This is a genomic window from Ruegeria sp. BF10 (assembly GCF_056538725.1).
In genome coordinates this window covers 1,193,095-1,206,828 of sequence record NZ_JBQFTR010000001.1, presented here as the reverse complement: position 1 = coordinate 1,206,828, position 13,734 = coordinate 1,193,095, and the positions used below count along the sequence as shown (strand labels likewise).

Annotated in this window: 13 protein-coding genes and 3 tRNA genes; 8 read left to right on the top strand and 8 right to left on the bottom strand. The window is 58.3% G+C overall.

Annotated elements, in window-relative coordinates:
- The first annotated feature begins 153 nt into the window (after positions 1-153).
- From ACR0DJ_RS06125 to ACR0DJ_RS06115, 3 genes are all read left to right on the top strand, one after another.
- Positions 154-852: a corrinoid protein gene (locus tag ACR0DJ_RS06125; protein WP_152458104.1), complete on the top strand. Its 699-nt coding sequence runs from the start codon at positions 154-156 to the stop codon at positions 850-852.
- 146 nt (positions 853-998) lie between these two features.
- The gene (locus ACR0DJ_RS06120) at positions 999-2,036 is read left to right on the top strand and encodes a Hint domain-containing protein (protein ID WP_480684209.1); all 1,038 of its coding nucleotides are present in this window, start codon (positions 999-1,001) and stop codon (positions 2,034-2,036) included.
- A gap of 77 nt (positions 2,037-2,113) precedes the next feature.
- Positions 2,114-2,773, top strand: coding sequence for a DUF1638 domain-containing protein (locus tag ACR0DJ_RS06115; protein ID WP_170344139.1), 660 nt, complete (start codon positions 2,114-2,116; stop codon positions 2,771-2,773).
- A 2-nt stretch (positions 2,774-2,775) separates the two neighbouring features.
- Here the strand turns inward: ACR0DJ_RS06115 and ACR0DJ_RS06110 are convergent, their stop codons facing one another.
- The gene (locus tag ACR0DJ_RS06110; protein WP_170344138.1) at positions 2,776-3,186 is read right to left on the bottom strand and encodes a SufE family protein; all 411 of its coding nucleotides are present in this window, start codon (positions 3,184-3,186) and stop codon (positions 2,776-2,778) included.
- Between the two features lie 139 nt (positions 3,187-3,325).
- Between ACR0DJ_RS06110 and ACR0DJ_RS06105 the strand changes: the two genes are divergently transcribed.
- A complete protein-coding gene (locus tag ACR0DJ_RS06105) occupies positions 3,326-3,856 on the top strand; it encodes a hypothetical protein (RefSeq protein ID WP_170344137.1) in 531 nt (176 codons plus the stop codon).
- Positions 3,857-3,862: 6 nt separating this feature from the next.
- Here the strand turns inward: ACR0DJ_RS06105 and rnd are convergent, their stop codons facing one another.
- From rnd to purM, 3 genes are all read right to left on the bottom strand, one after another.
- Positions 3,863-5,020, bottom strand: a complete 1,158-nt coding sequence (rnd, locus tag ACR0DJ_RS06100) for a ribonuclease D (RefSeq protein ID WP_170344136.1) — start codon at positions 5,018-5,020, stop codon at positions 3,863-3,865.
- 114 nt (positions 5,021-5,134) lie between these two features.
- Positions 5,135-5,731, bottom strand: coding sequence for a phosphoribosylglycinamide formyltransferase (gene purN / locus ACR0DJ_RS06095; RefSeq protein WP_170344135.1), 597 nt, complete (start codon positions 5,729-5,731; stop codon positions 5,135-5,137).
- A complete protein-coding gene (purM, locus tag ACR0DJ_RS06090; RefSeq protein ID WP_480684206.1) occupies positions 5,728-6,774 on the bottom strand; it encodes a phosphoribosylformylglycinamidine cyclo-ligase in 1,047 nt (348 codons plus the stop codon). Before purM ends, purN begins: the two co-directional genes overlap by 4 nt.
- A 107-nt stretch (positions 6,775-6,881) precedes the next feature.
- Between purM and ACR0DJ_RS06085 the strand changes: the two genes are divergently transcribed.
- Positions 6,882-6,958: transfer RNA gene (locus ACR0DJ_RS06085), tRNA-Ile, on the top strand.
- A 53-nt stretch (positions 6,959-7,011) separates the two neighbouring features.
- On the opposite strand, the gene ACR0DJ_RS06080 is transcribed toward ACR0DJ_RS06085, so the two are convergent.
- Both ACR0DJ_RS06080 and ACR0DJ_RS06075 read right to left on the bottom strand, forming a co-directional pair.
- Positions 7,012-7,569, bottom strand: a complete 558-nt coding sequence (locus ACR0DJ_RS06080; RefSeq protein ID WP_170344133.1) for a hypothetical protein — start codon at positions 7,567-7,569, stop codon at positions 7,012-7,014.
- Between the two features lie 99 nt (positions 7,570-7,668).
- Entirely contained in the window at positions 7,669-8,988 is a 1,320-nt protein-coding gene (locus ACR0DJ_RS06075) for an ATP-binding protein (RefSeq protein WP_257598795.1), read from the bottom strand.
- Between the two features lie 44 nt (positions 8,989-9,032).
- Here ACR0DJ_RS06075 and ACR0DJ_RS06070 point away from each other — a divergent pair, with 44 nt between their 5' ends.
- From ACR0DJ_RS06070 to ACR0DJ_RS06060, 3 genes are all read left to right on the top strand, one after another.
- Entirely contained in the window at positions 9,033-9,947 is a 915-nt protein-coding gene (locus tag ACR0DJ_RS06070) for an MBL fold metallo-hydrolase (RefSeq protein WP_480684203.1), read from the top strand.
- 76 nt (positions 9,948-10,023) lie between these two features.
- Positions 10,024-10,098: transfer RNA gene (locus ACR0DJ_RS06065), tRNA-Asn, on the top strand.
- Between the two features lie 127 nt (positions 10,099-10,225).
- Positions 10,226-10,300, top strand: a tRNA-Asn gene (locus ACR0DJ_RS06060).
- Positions 10,301-10,321: 21 nt separating this feature from the next.
- On the opposite strand, the gene ACR0DJ_RS06055 is transcribed toward ACR0DJ_RS06060, so the two are convergent.
- Positions 10,322-11,941, bottom strand: a complete 1,620-nt coding sequence (locus ACR0DJ_RS06055) for a long-chain-fatty-acid--CoA ligase (RefSeq protein ID WP_480684770.1) — start codon at positions 11,939-11,941, stop codon at positions 10,322-10,324.
- A 186-nt stretch (positions 11,942-12,127) separates the two neighbouring features.
- Positions 12,128-13,732: a glucose-6-phosphate isomerase gene (pgi, locus tag ACR0DJ_RS06050; protein ID WP_480684201.1), complete on the bottom strand. Its 1,605-nt coding sequence runs from the start codon at positions 13,730-13,732 to the stop codon at positions 12,128-12,130.
- Positions 13,733-13,734: the final 2 nt, after the last annotated feature.

Genomic DNA, 13,734 nt, shown 5'->3' with positions numbered 1-13,734 from the left:
AGACTTTTCTATCGAGCCCCCGCTTTTTTTGTCTTATAGGTCGGTCCCGAAACGACCGACGTCGCAATCGTCACAGTCAGGATGCGACGTTTTGGCCAAAACGGAAAAAATGCCACCACGGGCCGATTGCCCGCCCAGCACAGGGAACACCCCATGTCCGACGAAGAAGACATCGTCCTGTCCGAACTGAATGATGACGAACTGGTCGAGCAGATGTTCGACGATCTCTACGATGGCCTGAAGGAAGAGATCGAAGAAGGCACCAACATCCTGCTGGAACGCGGATGGACACCTTATGACATCCTGACCAAGGCTCTGGTTGGCGGTATGACCATCGTGGGCCATGACTTCCGCGACGGCATCCTATTCGTCCCCGAAGTTCTGCTGGCCGCAAACGCGATGAAGGGCGGCATGTCCATTCTCAAGCCGCTGCTGGCCGAAACCGGTGCACCGCGCGTCGGCAAGATGGTCATCGGCACCGTGAAGGGCGACATCCACGACATCGGCAAGAACCTTGTTTCGATGATGATGGAAGGCGCTGGCTTCGAAGTTGTCGATCTGGGCATCAACAACCCGGTCGAAAACTACCTGGAAGCGCTGGAAAACGAACAACCCGACATTCTGGGCATGTCGGCCCTGCTGACCACTACGATGCCTTACATGAAAGTGGTCATCGACACGATGGTCGAACAGGGCGTCCGCGACGATTACATCGTTCTGGTCGGCGGCGCGCCCCTGAACGAAGAGTTCGGCAAGGCCATCGGCGCGGATGCTTATTGCCGCGACGCAGCTGTTGCAGTGGAAACCGCCAAGGAATTCGTGGGCCGCAAGCACAATCAACTGGCTGGCTAGGACCTGGAAAATACTGATAGAAAGGCCGTCCAATCCGGGCGGCCTTTTCGATTCTGAAGCGCTTTGTCACCGGAAGATCCGGATTATCCAATTGTAAACCAAAGCAGGTCTAAAAAAACGAGGCATCCACATCGCAAGGGGGTCTCGTGCCGACTACGTTCACAGCCATCTCGCTCGGCAAGCTAGCCGATATCGACAGTTTCGAAGGCAACAACACAGCTGAAAACGCTTCGGCGCTTGTGGGGAAAACCTTTGGCGGGTCCGACGATCCGCTGGCTCACAACAGCGTCACCTGGAGCGCAGTCGGCAATCCGGGTTCGTACTACAACATGAACAACATGTCGGCCAATGATCGGTTTTCGATCGATGGCGGGCCGCCTCAGACATTCGATGGCACTTCGGTCTACAACGCCACGATCACCTATTTTGACGGATCAACTACCAGGATTACCGCTGTTGTGGCGCAGGATGTGGATGGCAACACCTATCTGATGCCGGAATTCTCGGACAATTCGGACCAAGCCGCTTTGGAGGCTGGCCCTGTCCGCTCGATCACACTCAACAGCCTTGCCGGAAACCGGTATTCAGGCCTGACATCCCGTCGTGAGGATTGGGTTCTGGTGCCCTGCTTTACCCCCGGAACGATGATCCGCACCGAGCAAGGCGCACGACCGATTGATACCCTGTCCGTTGGCGACCGGATCGAAACCCATGATCATGGGCTGCAAACCCTGCGTTGGATGGGGCGGCGAACCGTCAAGGCAACGGGTCCGCATGCGCCTGTTCTTTTCAAAGCGGGCGCCATCGGAAACACGCGCGACCTTATGGTGTCACAACAGCACCGCATGCTGATTGGGGATTGGCGTCTCGAGCTGCACACCGGACATAGCGAAGCCCTGGCGCCTGCCAAACATCTCGTGAACGGGTCCGACATCATGTTGCGGACCGGAGGGTTGGTGACCTACATCCACCTGCTGTTCGACCGCCACGAGCTGCTCTGGGCCGAAGATTGCCTGAGCGAGAGCTTTCATCCCGGCGCGCAAATCTGGGACAGTCTCGGTTCCGCCGCACGGCAGGAAATCCAGTCGCTGTTTCCGGAACTGACGTTGAATGGGCTTGCCGCGTACGGCCCGCTGGCCCGGCCCCTGTTGACCGCGTTCGAAGCGCATGCGTCGGCAGCCTGACATGAGATGTCGGATCGGGGCTTGCCCAATGGCCGCAATCATCCTCCTATGGGAACAGCCCCGTAGGATACCAAGTGATGTCAAACGAATCCCTGCCAGATGATGCAAGCCTGACCACGAAAGGTTATGACGATACAGGCAAGGGAAGCATCCTGTTGATTGCCTGCGGCGCTCTTGCGCGCGAAATACTGGACATCAAAACACGGAATGGCTGGGATCACATGGCTCTGACCTGCCTGCCGGCGATCCTGCACGTTCACCCGGAACGGATCACTCAGGCCGTGGAAGACGCAGTGGCCAGGCATCAGGGCAATTTTGACAAGATCTACATCGTTTACGCCGATTGCGGGACCGGGGGGCTGCTTCAGGCCGCCTGCGAAAAACTTGGGGTCGAAATGGTGAAGGGCCCCCATTGCTATTCCTTCTTCGAAGGAAACCAGGCCTTTGAGGACCGCAGAGAAGACGAAACAACCGCGTTCTATCTGACAGATTTCCTGGCCCGGCAATTCGACGCTTTTGTCTGGAAGCCTCTTGGCCTGGACCGCCACCCGGAACTGCGTGACATGTATTTCGGCAATTACACCAAACTTGTCTATCAGGCCCAGATCGACAGCCCAGAGCTTACGGAACGCGCGCGCGAGTGTGCAGACCGGATGGGGCTTGAATTCGAACGCCGGTTCACCGGTTACGGCGATCTGGAAAACACGCTGTCGGACTGGGCAAACCGCCCAAAATGAGGTCAGGCGTTTTCCTGTGCGACCTGTCGGATGCGTTCGATCATCGACCGCAGGCCGTTTGAGCGCTGAGCGGACAGGTGATCGTTCAGCCCAAGGCGTGCCAGTTCAGCCCCCGCATCGACTTTGGGAACTTCGGCCACGGGCAAACCGTTGTACAAGGCCCGAAGAACAGCGATCAGGCCACGCACGATCAGTGCGTCGCTGTCACCATCGAACTTGAAAACGCCGGAATCGATCATCGGATGCAGCCAGACCTGACTGGCGCATCCATGCACTTTTGTCGCCGGAACCTTGAATGCGTCGTCCAACGGCTCCATCGCCTTGCCCTGCTCGATGACATGGCGATACCGATCTTCCCAATCCTCGAGAAACTCGAAATCCTCGACAATCTCTTCAAAGGCGGGCGTGGCCATGATGCGGTGATCCTTTGATTGCATTCACAATTGTGACCTAAGCCGGTCGCTGGCCACTGTCCAGCCCCCGCGGTGGCTTTTCAACGCGAAGAAATTGCGCTAACCCATTGCCTGAACTCGTGTGAAAGTCTGTGGGTCCATGCAAAAACCTCTGTCCGTTCTCATCATCGCCACGCTGACCCTGACTGCATGCAGCAGCTGGCGTGACTCTCGGGTGAACCCGTCAAACTGGTTCGGATCCAGCAGATCTGTCGAAGCCGAAACACCGCCCGACCCAAATGCCGCCGACGCGCTGGTTCCGAAGCAAAGCGAAGGTACCGGTCTGTTTTCACGCCCCGATGCCGAAGACACCAGCATTCCAATTGGTCAGATCGACGAATTGCGTATCGACCCGACCCCCTCCGGCGCGATCATCTATGCGTCCGGCACGGCTGTCCGACAGGGGGCGTACAATGCGCGTCTGGTTCCTGTTGAAAAGGAAGAAAACCAGAAGAACGGAACTTTGGAATTTGTGTTCCGCGTGAACTACCCCAGCTATGAGACACCGCAAGGGTCGGAACGTACTCGGATGGTATCGGACGCCATCAATATCTCGAATCAGGAACTGCAAGGTATTCGGCTGGTCCGCGTGGTCGGACAGCAGAACGCACTGGAATCACGGCGCCGGTAAGCGCCGTTACAGGGACACGACCTTGACCGACTGTCCTTTGGCCGCCAGGGCAATCTTGCCTTCGCACAGTTTGAGAGCATCCTCGCCAAAGACCTCGAACCGCCATCCCGACAAGGCTGGAACATCCCGCTCGCCGGCCGCAATCTGATCCAGGTCCGAACTTGTGGCGATCAATTTCGCCGCCACACCTGAACTTTCGGTCTTGGACTTCAGCAGAACCCTCAGCAGGTCAGCCAGCGCCGGATTGACCTTGAGCTTGTCACGCGAAGTGTCGACCTTGGGCAATTTGTCGGGCGGGCAATTCGCGCCACGCTGGACTGCGGCCAGAATACCTTCGGCGATCGCCCCTTTGCGGGCTTCGCGCAACAACAGGCGGGATCCGCCCAAATCCGAATGTGTTTTGGGTTTGGTCGATGCCAGCTCGATCAGCGCGTCGTCTTTGAATACGCGGTTCCGTGGCACGTTGTTTTCCTGCGCATAGGCTTCGCGAAACTGCGCCAATTCCCGCACTACGGCCAGAAACTTGGCCGAGTTCGTACGCGTCTTTACCCGCTTCCATGCGTCTTCGGGGCGGATGTCATATGTGGCAGGCTGTGTCAGCGTCCGCAATTCTTCGGCAACCCAATGGCTGCGCTGCGTCTTTTCAAGTTCTGCTGCCAAGTATTCATAGATCCCGCGCAGATGCGTCACGTCTGCCAGAGCATAGTTTTTTTGAGCATCGGTGAGAGGACGACGGGACCAGTCGGTGAACCGAGAAGTCTTATCAACGCCTTGTTTGCAGATTTTCCGGACCAGAGTTTCATAGCCAACCTGTTCGCCGAACCCGCACACCATCGCTGCGACCTGTGTGTCAAACAGCGGCTTGGGAAAGACGCCGGCCTCGACCCAGAAAATCTCAAGGTCCTGGCGGGCGGCATGGAACACCTTGACCACGCTTTCGTTCCGGAAAAGATCGTAAAGCGGGTCAAGCGACAAGCCATCGGCAAGCGGATCAACCAGAACAGCGCTGTCTTCATCCTCGGACGGAACCGCCAGCTGCACCAGGCACAGCTTGGAGTAATACGTCCGCTCGCGCAGGAATTCGGTGTCGACCGTAATATAGGGATAGCCTTCGGCGGCCTTGCAGAAATCGGCCAGCTCTTGCGTCGTCGTCAGGGTTTTCATGCGCCGTACTAGTATCGCTCTTGTTTTTGTGCCTGCCCGTTTTTGTCCTCGTCCCGAGCGTTGTCGACGACCATAGGCCGATTATTGCACGGGTGTAAATCACCCACCGAGCGTTCACGGCAACAGGACGGGCGACCTGTTGCCTTCTGCAAAGCGCCGCAGCACCTCGGGGTAGAGTTTGTGTTCCCACACCAGCACCCGCGCAGCCAGCGATTCCGGTGTATCATCGGCTTGGATCGGAACCCGTGCCTGGCCCAGAATCGGGCCGTCATCCAGTGCCGCCGTCACTTCGTGCACCGAGCAGCCGTGTTCGGAATCTCCGGCCTCAATCGCGCGAGCATGAGTGTGTAACCCTTTGTATTTTGGCAATAATGAAGGATGAATATTCAGCATCCGACCTTGAAACCGAGACACGAAATCCGCTGTCAGCACCCGCATGAAACCAGCCAGACAGACAATGTCGGGTTGCGCCTCTTGCAGGGGCTTCAAAAGCTCGGCCTCAAAGGCGGCGCGGTCCCCCTTGAAGGGGCGATGATCAACCACTGCGGTCGGAATGCCACGGTCCGCAGCTTTTTTCAGCCCGCCTGCCTGCGCATCATTGGACAGCACCAAACAGGGCCGCGCCGGATGATCTTTGGTCATGCTGTCAACCAGCGACACCATGTTCGATCCGCCCCCGGAGATCAGGATCGCGACGCGCTTGTGACTCATAGCAGTTTGCCCGAATAAGCAACGCCGGGCGTTTCCGTGACGGTACCGATCCGAGCGACGGTTTCACCGGCATCCGCCAACAGGGCCGACAGGTCATCCGCCTTGTCCGCGGCGCACACGACGATAAGGCCGATGCCGCAATTGAAGGTCTTGAGCATCTCCGCCTCAACGATACTGCCGGTCTTCGCCATCCAGCCAAAGACAGGGGGCAGCTTCCAGCTGTCCAGATCGATCCGGGCCCCCAGCCCTTGGGGCAGCACGCGCGGAAGGTTTTCAGTCAACCCACCGCCGGTGATATGCGCCAGCGCGTGCACACCACCCGCACGAACCGCTGCCAAAGCCGGTTTCACGTAGAGGCGTGTGGGCGTCAGCAACGCCTCACCCAGGTTGCCCTCACCAAAGGGTGATGGCGCGTCCCAGCCCAGACCGGACAGTTCGACCAGCTTGCGCACAAGCGAATAGCCGTTGGAATGCACCCCGTTCGAGGCCAGACCCAAAAGGACGTCGCCGGCTTGAACGCCCGCGGGCAGTTCTGCGCCGCGTTCCATCGCACCGACCGCAAAACCGGCCAGATCAAAATCGCCATCGGGATACATTCCCGGCATCTCGGCGGTTTCACCACCGATCAGGGCGCAGCCAGACTGCGCACAGCCTTCGGCAATCCCTTCGATGATCCGTGCCGCCGTATCGGTATCCAGCCTGCCGGTCGCGAAATAGTCGAGGAAGAACAGCGGCTCGGCCCCCTGGCAGATCAGGTCATTGACGCACATGGCCACCAGATCGACCCCGACCCCGTCCACGACACCGGTATCAATCGCGATCCGCAGCTTGGTGCCTACACCATCCGTCGCACCGACCAGGATCGGGTCCTGGTACCCGGCAGCCTTCAGATCGAACAGCGCGCCGAATCCACCCAGGCCACTCATCACACCAGGGCGGTTGGTCCGCTTGGCGGCGGGTTTGATCCGATCGACCAGGGCGTTGCCCGCGTCGATATCCACACCTGCATCGGCATAGGTGATTCCGTTTTTACCCGCTGTCATGTTCGATCCCTCAAGAAAGCTTTGCGGGCGGGTTAGTCGATTGTGGCGTTTGTTGCAACGGTCAGGCTTGACGCGGCTGTTCACCGTGATACCCAAGGCGCCGAGGCGGGCCTGTAGCTCAATTGGTTAGAGCAGAGCGCTCATAACGCTTTGGTTGGGGGTTCGAGTCCCTCCGGGCCTACCATTTCGCCGAAACATCCGGGTGGGTTGTTGCCGTCTGGACGTTGATGCGCTGGCTTATCCGTCCGAATCTTCCAACCCAAAATAGGCGTCGAGCTCCTCTTGGGTTACTTGCCATTCATAGGAATAGCCGTCGCGCCCACCAAAGCTGTAATCCTCGTAACTGCCGGACAGGCCCGGATCTTGATGCACCGCCTCCAAATACGTCTCGAATTCAGCAGGATCGACCCAGAACGAAGCATCCATGATCATCATGTAATAATCATAGGCGAGAGGCTCATCGAACTTGCCGAAATCATTCTGCAAATAGTCCAGCATTTCAGCGCAAAATATCGCCATATTGGCACGCACCTGAACCGGAAGAGGTGCCAGATCTTCGTCGCCATCCACCACGTCTTGCTGCGACGCATGCCACAACTCGGATGCCAACGACTCGATCAGGTCGGACCGCAACCATTTCAGACATGTATCGCCTGCCCCGATAAAACCGGTCAGACGCTCCACCCGTCTTTCATCGGTTTCGTCATACCACTGCCAAAGAGGCAGAAGGGCCGCAAGTGTCGCGCACCCGACAAACCCCCTTTCGGCCAATTTCACGAATCCTGCGATAACCATCCTATGCGCCCCCCAAAAAGCAAAAAACTATGGGGACAGGATGCCATGGCCAGACAAATTAACAAAATTGAACCCAATGCGCAGACATAACAGGGGGGTCTATCGTCCGATAATAATGTCCGCGCAGAGCCCGCCGAGACGTTCGCTTTTGCCCAGACGCAAAGTACCGCCATGCGCGCGCGCGACATCCGCCACGATCGCAAGGCCCAGGCCCACGCCACTGCCCTTGTTCTGATTGCGTGCCGGGTCGAGTCGCGTGAAAGGCTTTACCGCCTCGGCGCGTTGGTCGGCAGGTATTCCGGGGCCGTCATCCTCAACGCGGATGCGCATCGATTTCGCGTTCAGAAACAGGCTCAGCTCGGCCCGGCTGCCATAGCGCATGGCATTACCAATCAGGTTTTCCACCGCCCGGCGTACAGCCATGGGGCGTATCATGACCGTCCCCTGCCCCTCGACCGCGATCAGCTCTGCCTGATGTCCGGCCCGTTTTGCGTCATCCACGATCTGGCGGAGAAATTCATCCGGCTGGACCTCTTCCGCCGATCCCTCGGCAGCCCCACGCGAAAAATCCAGAAACGCATCCAGCAAGGACTGCATTTCCGTGACATCCTTTTGCAACGGTGCGGCCTCGTCTTCCGGCAACATCGACAGCCCAAGCTTCAGACGCGTCAACGGGGTGCGCAGATCGTGGCTGACACCCGACAGCATCAACGTCCGCTGCTCGATCTGGCGTTCGATCCGGGACCGCATGTCCAGAAACGCATTTCCCGCCGCGCGCACCTCGATGGCTCCACCGGGAGAATACGGAACGATTCGTCCCCGCCCGAATGCCTGGGCCGCATCAGCAAGGCGCGTGATGGGGCGCAATTGATTCCGCATGTAAAGAAACGAGATCGTCGTCATGATGACCGCAAAGAACACCATGGTGACGATCAATTGATGCGGGGCCGCGGGCGACAACCTGCGCCGATCGAACGTCAATTGCAGCAGCCCCAGATGCGTCTTCAGATAGACCCGCGCCTCTTTGCTGCTGGGCAAAGCCACGGCGTCAAGATTGGGCAATCTGGCATACAATTCGGATTCGACCTGCGGCGCGATGAAATCATACCATCGCCGCGCGCCGATCTCAGGCTGTTCGTTGACGCCCAGAAACCTGGCCTTTATTTCAAGGGCCTGCAAATCCGGACGAATCGACGCCAGCGCCTGTTGTTGCGTTTCCGCGTCCTCGATCATTGTCGTGATCAGCATCACCTCGCGGGATGCCGCGCGCGTCATCTGGCCGGTGACATCCTCAAGATGCCTTTGAAGGAAAGCGTTTCCCACGACCAGCAACAGCACGATCACAGGTAAAACCAGGATCAGCGCTGCCCGGGCGTAGAGACTGCGAGGCATATAAGGTTTGAGCCAGTGCGAAGACATGCGCTAAACCTAACGGGCTGCCCGGACAAGAGAAAGAGCACAGAATGCAGGCATCAGATGATTTCGATCCGCCCGTCGGCAAATCAGAGGAACTGCATCCGGGTTTGCGGCGTATTCTGGCTCCGAATCCCTCTCCGATGACCTATCGTGGCACCAACACGTACCTGCTGGGTGATCGCGACCTTGCCGTCATCGATCCAGGCCCCGCAAGCGAGGCACATCTAAACGCAATTCTGGAGTCGTTGGCGCCAGATCAAAGGATCAGCCATATCATTGTCACGCATACGCATGTGGACCATTCACCTTTGGCGGCTCCGCTGGCGGCGCGCACAGGGGCGACGATTTATGCTTATGGTGGGCCTGAGGCGGGGCGCAGCGCCGTCATGACCGATCTTGCCGCGCAGGGGCTGACCGACGGCGGCGAAGGCATCGACACCACGTTTCGCCCTGATGTCGAAGTGGTGGATGGTGAGTTTATCAATGGCGACGGGTGGAAGCTTGAGGTCATTCACACTCCGGGCCATCTGGGCAATCACATTGCTCTGGCCTGGCAGAACATCTGTTTCACGGCGGATCATGTCATGGGTTGGGCCAGCTCGTTGGTGTCTCCTCCGGATGGTGATCTGACCGACTTCATGGCTGCCTGCCATCGGCTGCGCGCGCGCGACTGGTCGGTTTTCCACGCCGGCCATGGCGCACCGATCACCAGCCCGGCCGAACGTTTGGACTGGCTGATTGCACATCGCCAGACCCGCGAGGCCCAGATCCTGAGCGCACTGGAAGATGCAGACGGCACGGCACGGCATCTGGCTGAGCGTATCTATACGGATACGCCAGCGGCATTGCTGCCTGCGGCCGAGCGGAATGCTTTCGCTCATCTCGTTGATCTGACAGGAAAAAACAAAGTGGTGCCCATTGGCCCACTGTCAGTTTCATCTGTTTTTCGACGGGTTTGCTAAAACAGCAAAAAATTTTGATGGTTCTCGTACTTAACCACTGGACGTCCGGAATCGGGGTTGCTATATGCGCCTCAGTTCCGGCGTAGCTCAGCGGTAGAGCAGTTGACTGTTAATCAATTGGTCGTAGGTTCGATCCCTACCGCCGGAGCCAAATTCCCCTTTCGTCCAAACCCGCATTGACGTTCAAAATCGCATCGGTTTCTGCCGGATTTTTTCGTTGAAAAACACACGCACCCTCTGGACGTTGGGAAACCGGATTGCTATACGGCGCGAACCGTTCCGGCGTAGCTCAGCGGTAGAGCAGTTGACTGTTAATCAATTGGTCGTAGGTTCGATCCCTACCGCCGGAGCCATTTTTCCAAGATCCGCACGCGCTACCCTGTCAGGGCGTCTCCGAACTCTGCCCGAAGCTTGCGTTTCAATACCTTTCCGGTCGCGCTCAGTGGCAGCGCATCGACAAAGACAACCTTGTCCGGGATCTGCCACTTGGCGATTTTGCCTTCGAAAAAGGCAAGCAAATCCTCTTCGCCGGGCTCTTCACCGTCAGCTTTCACTGCAACCAGCAAGGGGCGTTCATCCCATTTCGGATGCGGAACACCGACCACGGCGGCCGTCGCAAGCTGGGGGTGGGCCACGGCGATGTTTTCCAGCTCGACCGAACTGATCCATTCCCCACCGGATTTGATGATGTCCTTGGATCTGTCGCGAATGGTCATGTAGCCATCCGGGTCCAAAGTGGCCACATCCCCGGTGGCGAACCAGCCATCCTGCAACAAGTCCTGGTCCTGCAACTGGAAGTAGCTGTCCAGAACCCAGTGGCCCCGCACCAGCAAGTCACCCTGGGTTTCACCGTCATGCGGCAGATCATTCCCATCTTCGTCCACGATTTTCAACTCGACCCCAAAGGGCGGTCTTCCCTGACTCAGGCGAATCTTGTGCTGTTCTTCCGGTGGCAGCTTCAGGTGTTTGGCCAATGGGTAATTCGTCGTGCCCAGCGGGCTCATCTCGCTCATGCCCCAGGCGTGGACCGTGTCAACGCCATAGGTTTCGCGGAACGTTTCGATCATCGACGGAGGGCACGCGGCGCCGCCAATAACCGTGCGTTCAAGGCTTTTGAGTTCGGTTCCGCATGCCGCGGCATGGGCCAGCAAGCCTTGCCAGATGGTCGGCACGCCCATGGCCAATGTCACGCCATAGGTATCGATCAGGTTGACCAGCGCTTCACCATGTAAATCCGGTCCAGGCAACACAAGCCGCGATCCGGACATGGCACAGGCGTAGGGCGACCCCCAAGCGTTGACGTGGAACATCGGCACAACCGGCATGACAACATCCATCGCTGAATACCCGATCACATCCCGTGTGTTCGATGCGAAACTGTGCAGCAGTGTTGACCGATGGGAATACAACACGCCCTTTGGGTTGCCCGTGGTTCCCGACGTATAGCACAGACCGCAGGCCGTCTTTTCATCCAGATCGGGCCATTGGAAACCTGCATCCCCGGTCTCCAGCAACTCGTCATAGAATTTCAGGCCGGGAATCTGAGCCGCAGCCTCTTCATTGCGAGGCCCCATGAGGACAAAATGCTGCACCTCGGTCAAAGCGTCATGCAGCGCGGCGACCAGCGGAATGAACGTCGCATCAAAGAACAACACCCTGTCCTGGGCATGGTTGATGATAAAGGTCAGCTGCTCGGGGAACAGGCGGGGATTGACCGTATGACAGACAAAGCCCGCACCGGAGGTGGCAAAATAGATCTCAAGATGCCGCCGATTGTTCCAGGCCAGTGTCCCGATCCTGTCCTGCGGTTCCAGCCCCAGATTCGTCAAGGCCGACGCCATTCGTCGGGCATTCACGGCAATCTCGGACCAGTTGGTTTCAGTGACCGTTCCGTCCGTTTCGACCGAGACAATCTCGGTCTGGCCGTGACAGCGCTCTGCGTGATCGATCAGCGACGAAACCAGCAAGGGCTGCGTCATCATCTGTCCTAGCATGGACATCCTCCCGTCCTTGGCGAGACCTTGGATGGCCTCTGCCTTATCCATCTTGCATTGACGGCTTGGGGTGTGACCCGACGCGTCAATACAGTCGTTTCCTACGGAAGAACCCTGCCAATCATTTAATTGTCTGACAATAAAAGAATGCAGCCCAACACGGCCGTGGGCGGCATTTTTTCGCTCTTAGTTTCGGTGTTTCAGCGCATAGGCGACCAATGCGGCTGTTGATCCGTCTTTACCTTCAGCGCTCGCAACACCTTCCACGACAGGACCAAGCGAGTTGGCAAGCTCTTTGCCCAACTCCACCCCCCACTGATCAAAGGAGTTGATGCCCAGCAGAACGCCTTCGACAAACACGCGATGCTCGTACAGCGCGATAATCTGCCCCAGAACGAACGGTGTGAGTTTCGGATACATCAGCGTTGTGGAAGGGCGGTTGCCCGGGAACACCCGGTGTCGCGCCTGCCGATCAAGTTCGTCGCCATCAAGGCCTTTCTCCGCCATACGCTCACGGGCTTCATCCAAAGAGCGACCACGCATCAAAGCCTCTGACTGGGCCAGACAGTTGGCCAAAAGCAGGCGGTGATGGTGGGTCAACTCGGGTTCGTGCCCTTCGGCGGCGACCATGAATTCGCAGGGAATGACATCCGTGCCCTGATGGATCAGCTGATAAAATGCATGCTGACCGTTGGTGCCCGGCTCACCCCAGACCACCGGCCCCGAAGGGACGGCCAGCGAAGATCCGTCCATCGCTACGGATTTGCCGTTCGATTCCATTTCCAACTGCTGGAGATATGCGGGCAGACGCAACAGACGCTGATCATAGGGCAGGACGGCCCGGCTGGTGCAACCCAGAACCTGACGGTGCCATATACCGACGAGCGCCAGCATCACAGGCATGTTTTCAACCCAATCCGCCGAGCGGAAATGCAGATCCATCGCCTGCCCGCCCCGCAGAAACGCATCAAATGCATTCGAACTGACGGCAATCATGACCGGCAATCCGACCGGCCCCCAGACCGAATAGCGCCCGCCCACCCAATCGGCAAAACCAAAAACATGCGCCTCGGGAATGCCGAAGGCCTGCGTCTTGTCCAGCGCGCTGGATACGGCCGCAAACTGGCGGGACGGTTCACCTCCGCCTTCGGACATCCAGGCGCGGGCCGTGCGCGCATTGGTCATCGTTTCGATCGTGGTGAATGTCTTCGACGCGACAATCACCAGCGTCCGTGTCGGGTCCAGCTGGCGCAACGTATCAGCGATATGGGCCCCATCCACGTTCGAGACGTAGTGCACCCGCGGACCATCGTGATAAGGGGCCAGTGCGTGCGTGGCCATCACCGGGCCAAGGTCGGATCCCCCGATGCCGATATTCACCACGTCGGTAAAACTGCCCCCTGCCCCTGCAATGGCGCCGCCGCGCACCTCCTCGGCAAAGACACGCATCCGTTGCAGCGTGTCCAGAACCCCGGGCATGACATCCTGACCGTCCACCTCGACGGGCCCGCCATCCAGGTTGCGCAGGGCGGTGTGCAGGACCGCGCGCCCTTCGGTTTCGTTGATCTTTTTCCCGGCAAACATGGCGTCGCGCCGCGTCGCTAGCCCGGCATCTTCGCACAATTGCAGCAGCGCCGCGCGCACGTCTTCATCGATCTGCGTTTTCGAATAATCGAACAGCATATCCCCGGTTGAGGCTGAAAACGACCGGGCCCGGGTTGCATCCTCTGCGAACAAATCGACGATACGGCGGTCAGCCGCTGCAAGCGCCTTCAAAGCATTCAACTGCATTG

Coding starts and splice junctions, on each gene's coding strand:
- ACR0DJ_RS06115 (WP_170344139.1), top strand. CDS start 2,114: ATGTCAAACGAATCCCTGCCAGATGATGCAAGCCTGACCACGAAAGGT.
- purN (WP_170344135.1), bottom strand. CDS start 5,731: ATGAGTCACAAGCGCGTCGCGATCCTGATCTCCGGGGGCGGATCGAAC.
- ACR0DJ_RS06055 (WP_480684770.1), bottom strand. CDS start 11,941: ATGCTAGGACAGATGATGACGCAGCCCTTGCTGGTTTCGTCGCTGATC.
- ACR0DJ_RS06110 (WP_170344138.1), bottom strand. CDS start 3,186: ATGGCCACGCCCGCCTTTGAAGAGATTGTCGAGGATTTCGAGTTTCTC.
- ACR0DJ_RS06125 (WP_152458104.1), top strand. CDS start 154: ATGTCCGACGAAGAAGACATCGTCCTGTCCGAACTGAATGATGACGAA.
- rnd (WP_170344136.1), bottom strand. CDS start 5,020: ATGAAAACCCTGACGACGACGCAAGAGCTGGCCGATTTCTGCAAGGCC.
- ACR0DJ_RS06075 (WP_257598795.1), bottom strand. CDS start 8,988: ATGTCTTCGCACTGGCTCAAACCTTATATGCCTCGCAGTCTCTACGCC.
- pgi (WP_480684201.1), bottom strand. CDS start 13,732: ATGCAGTTGAATGCTTTGAAGGCGCTTGCAGCGGCTGACCGCCGTATC.
- ACR0DJ_RS06105 (WP_170344137.1), top strand. CDS start 3,326: ATGCAAAAACCTCTGTCCGTTCTCATCATCGCCACGCTGACCCTGACT.
- purM (WP_480684206.1), bottom strand. CDS start 6,774: ATGACAGCGGGTAAAAACGGAATCACCTATGCCGATGCAGGTGTGGAT.
- ACR0DJ_RS06070 (WP_480684203.1), top strand. CDS start 9,033: ATGCAGGCATCAGATGATTTCGATCCGCCCGTCGGCAAATCAGAGGAA.
- ACR0DJ_RS06080 (WP_170344133.1), bottom strand. CDS start 7,569: ATGGTTATCGCAGGATTCGTGAAATTGGCCGAAAGGGGGTTTGTCGGG.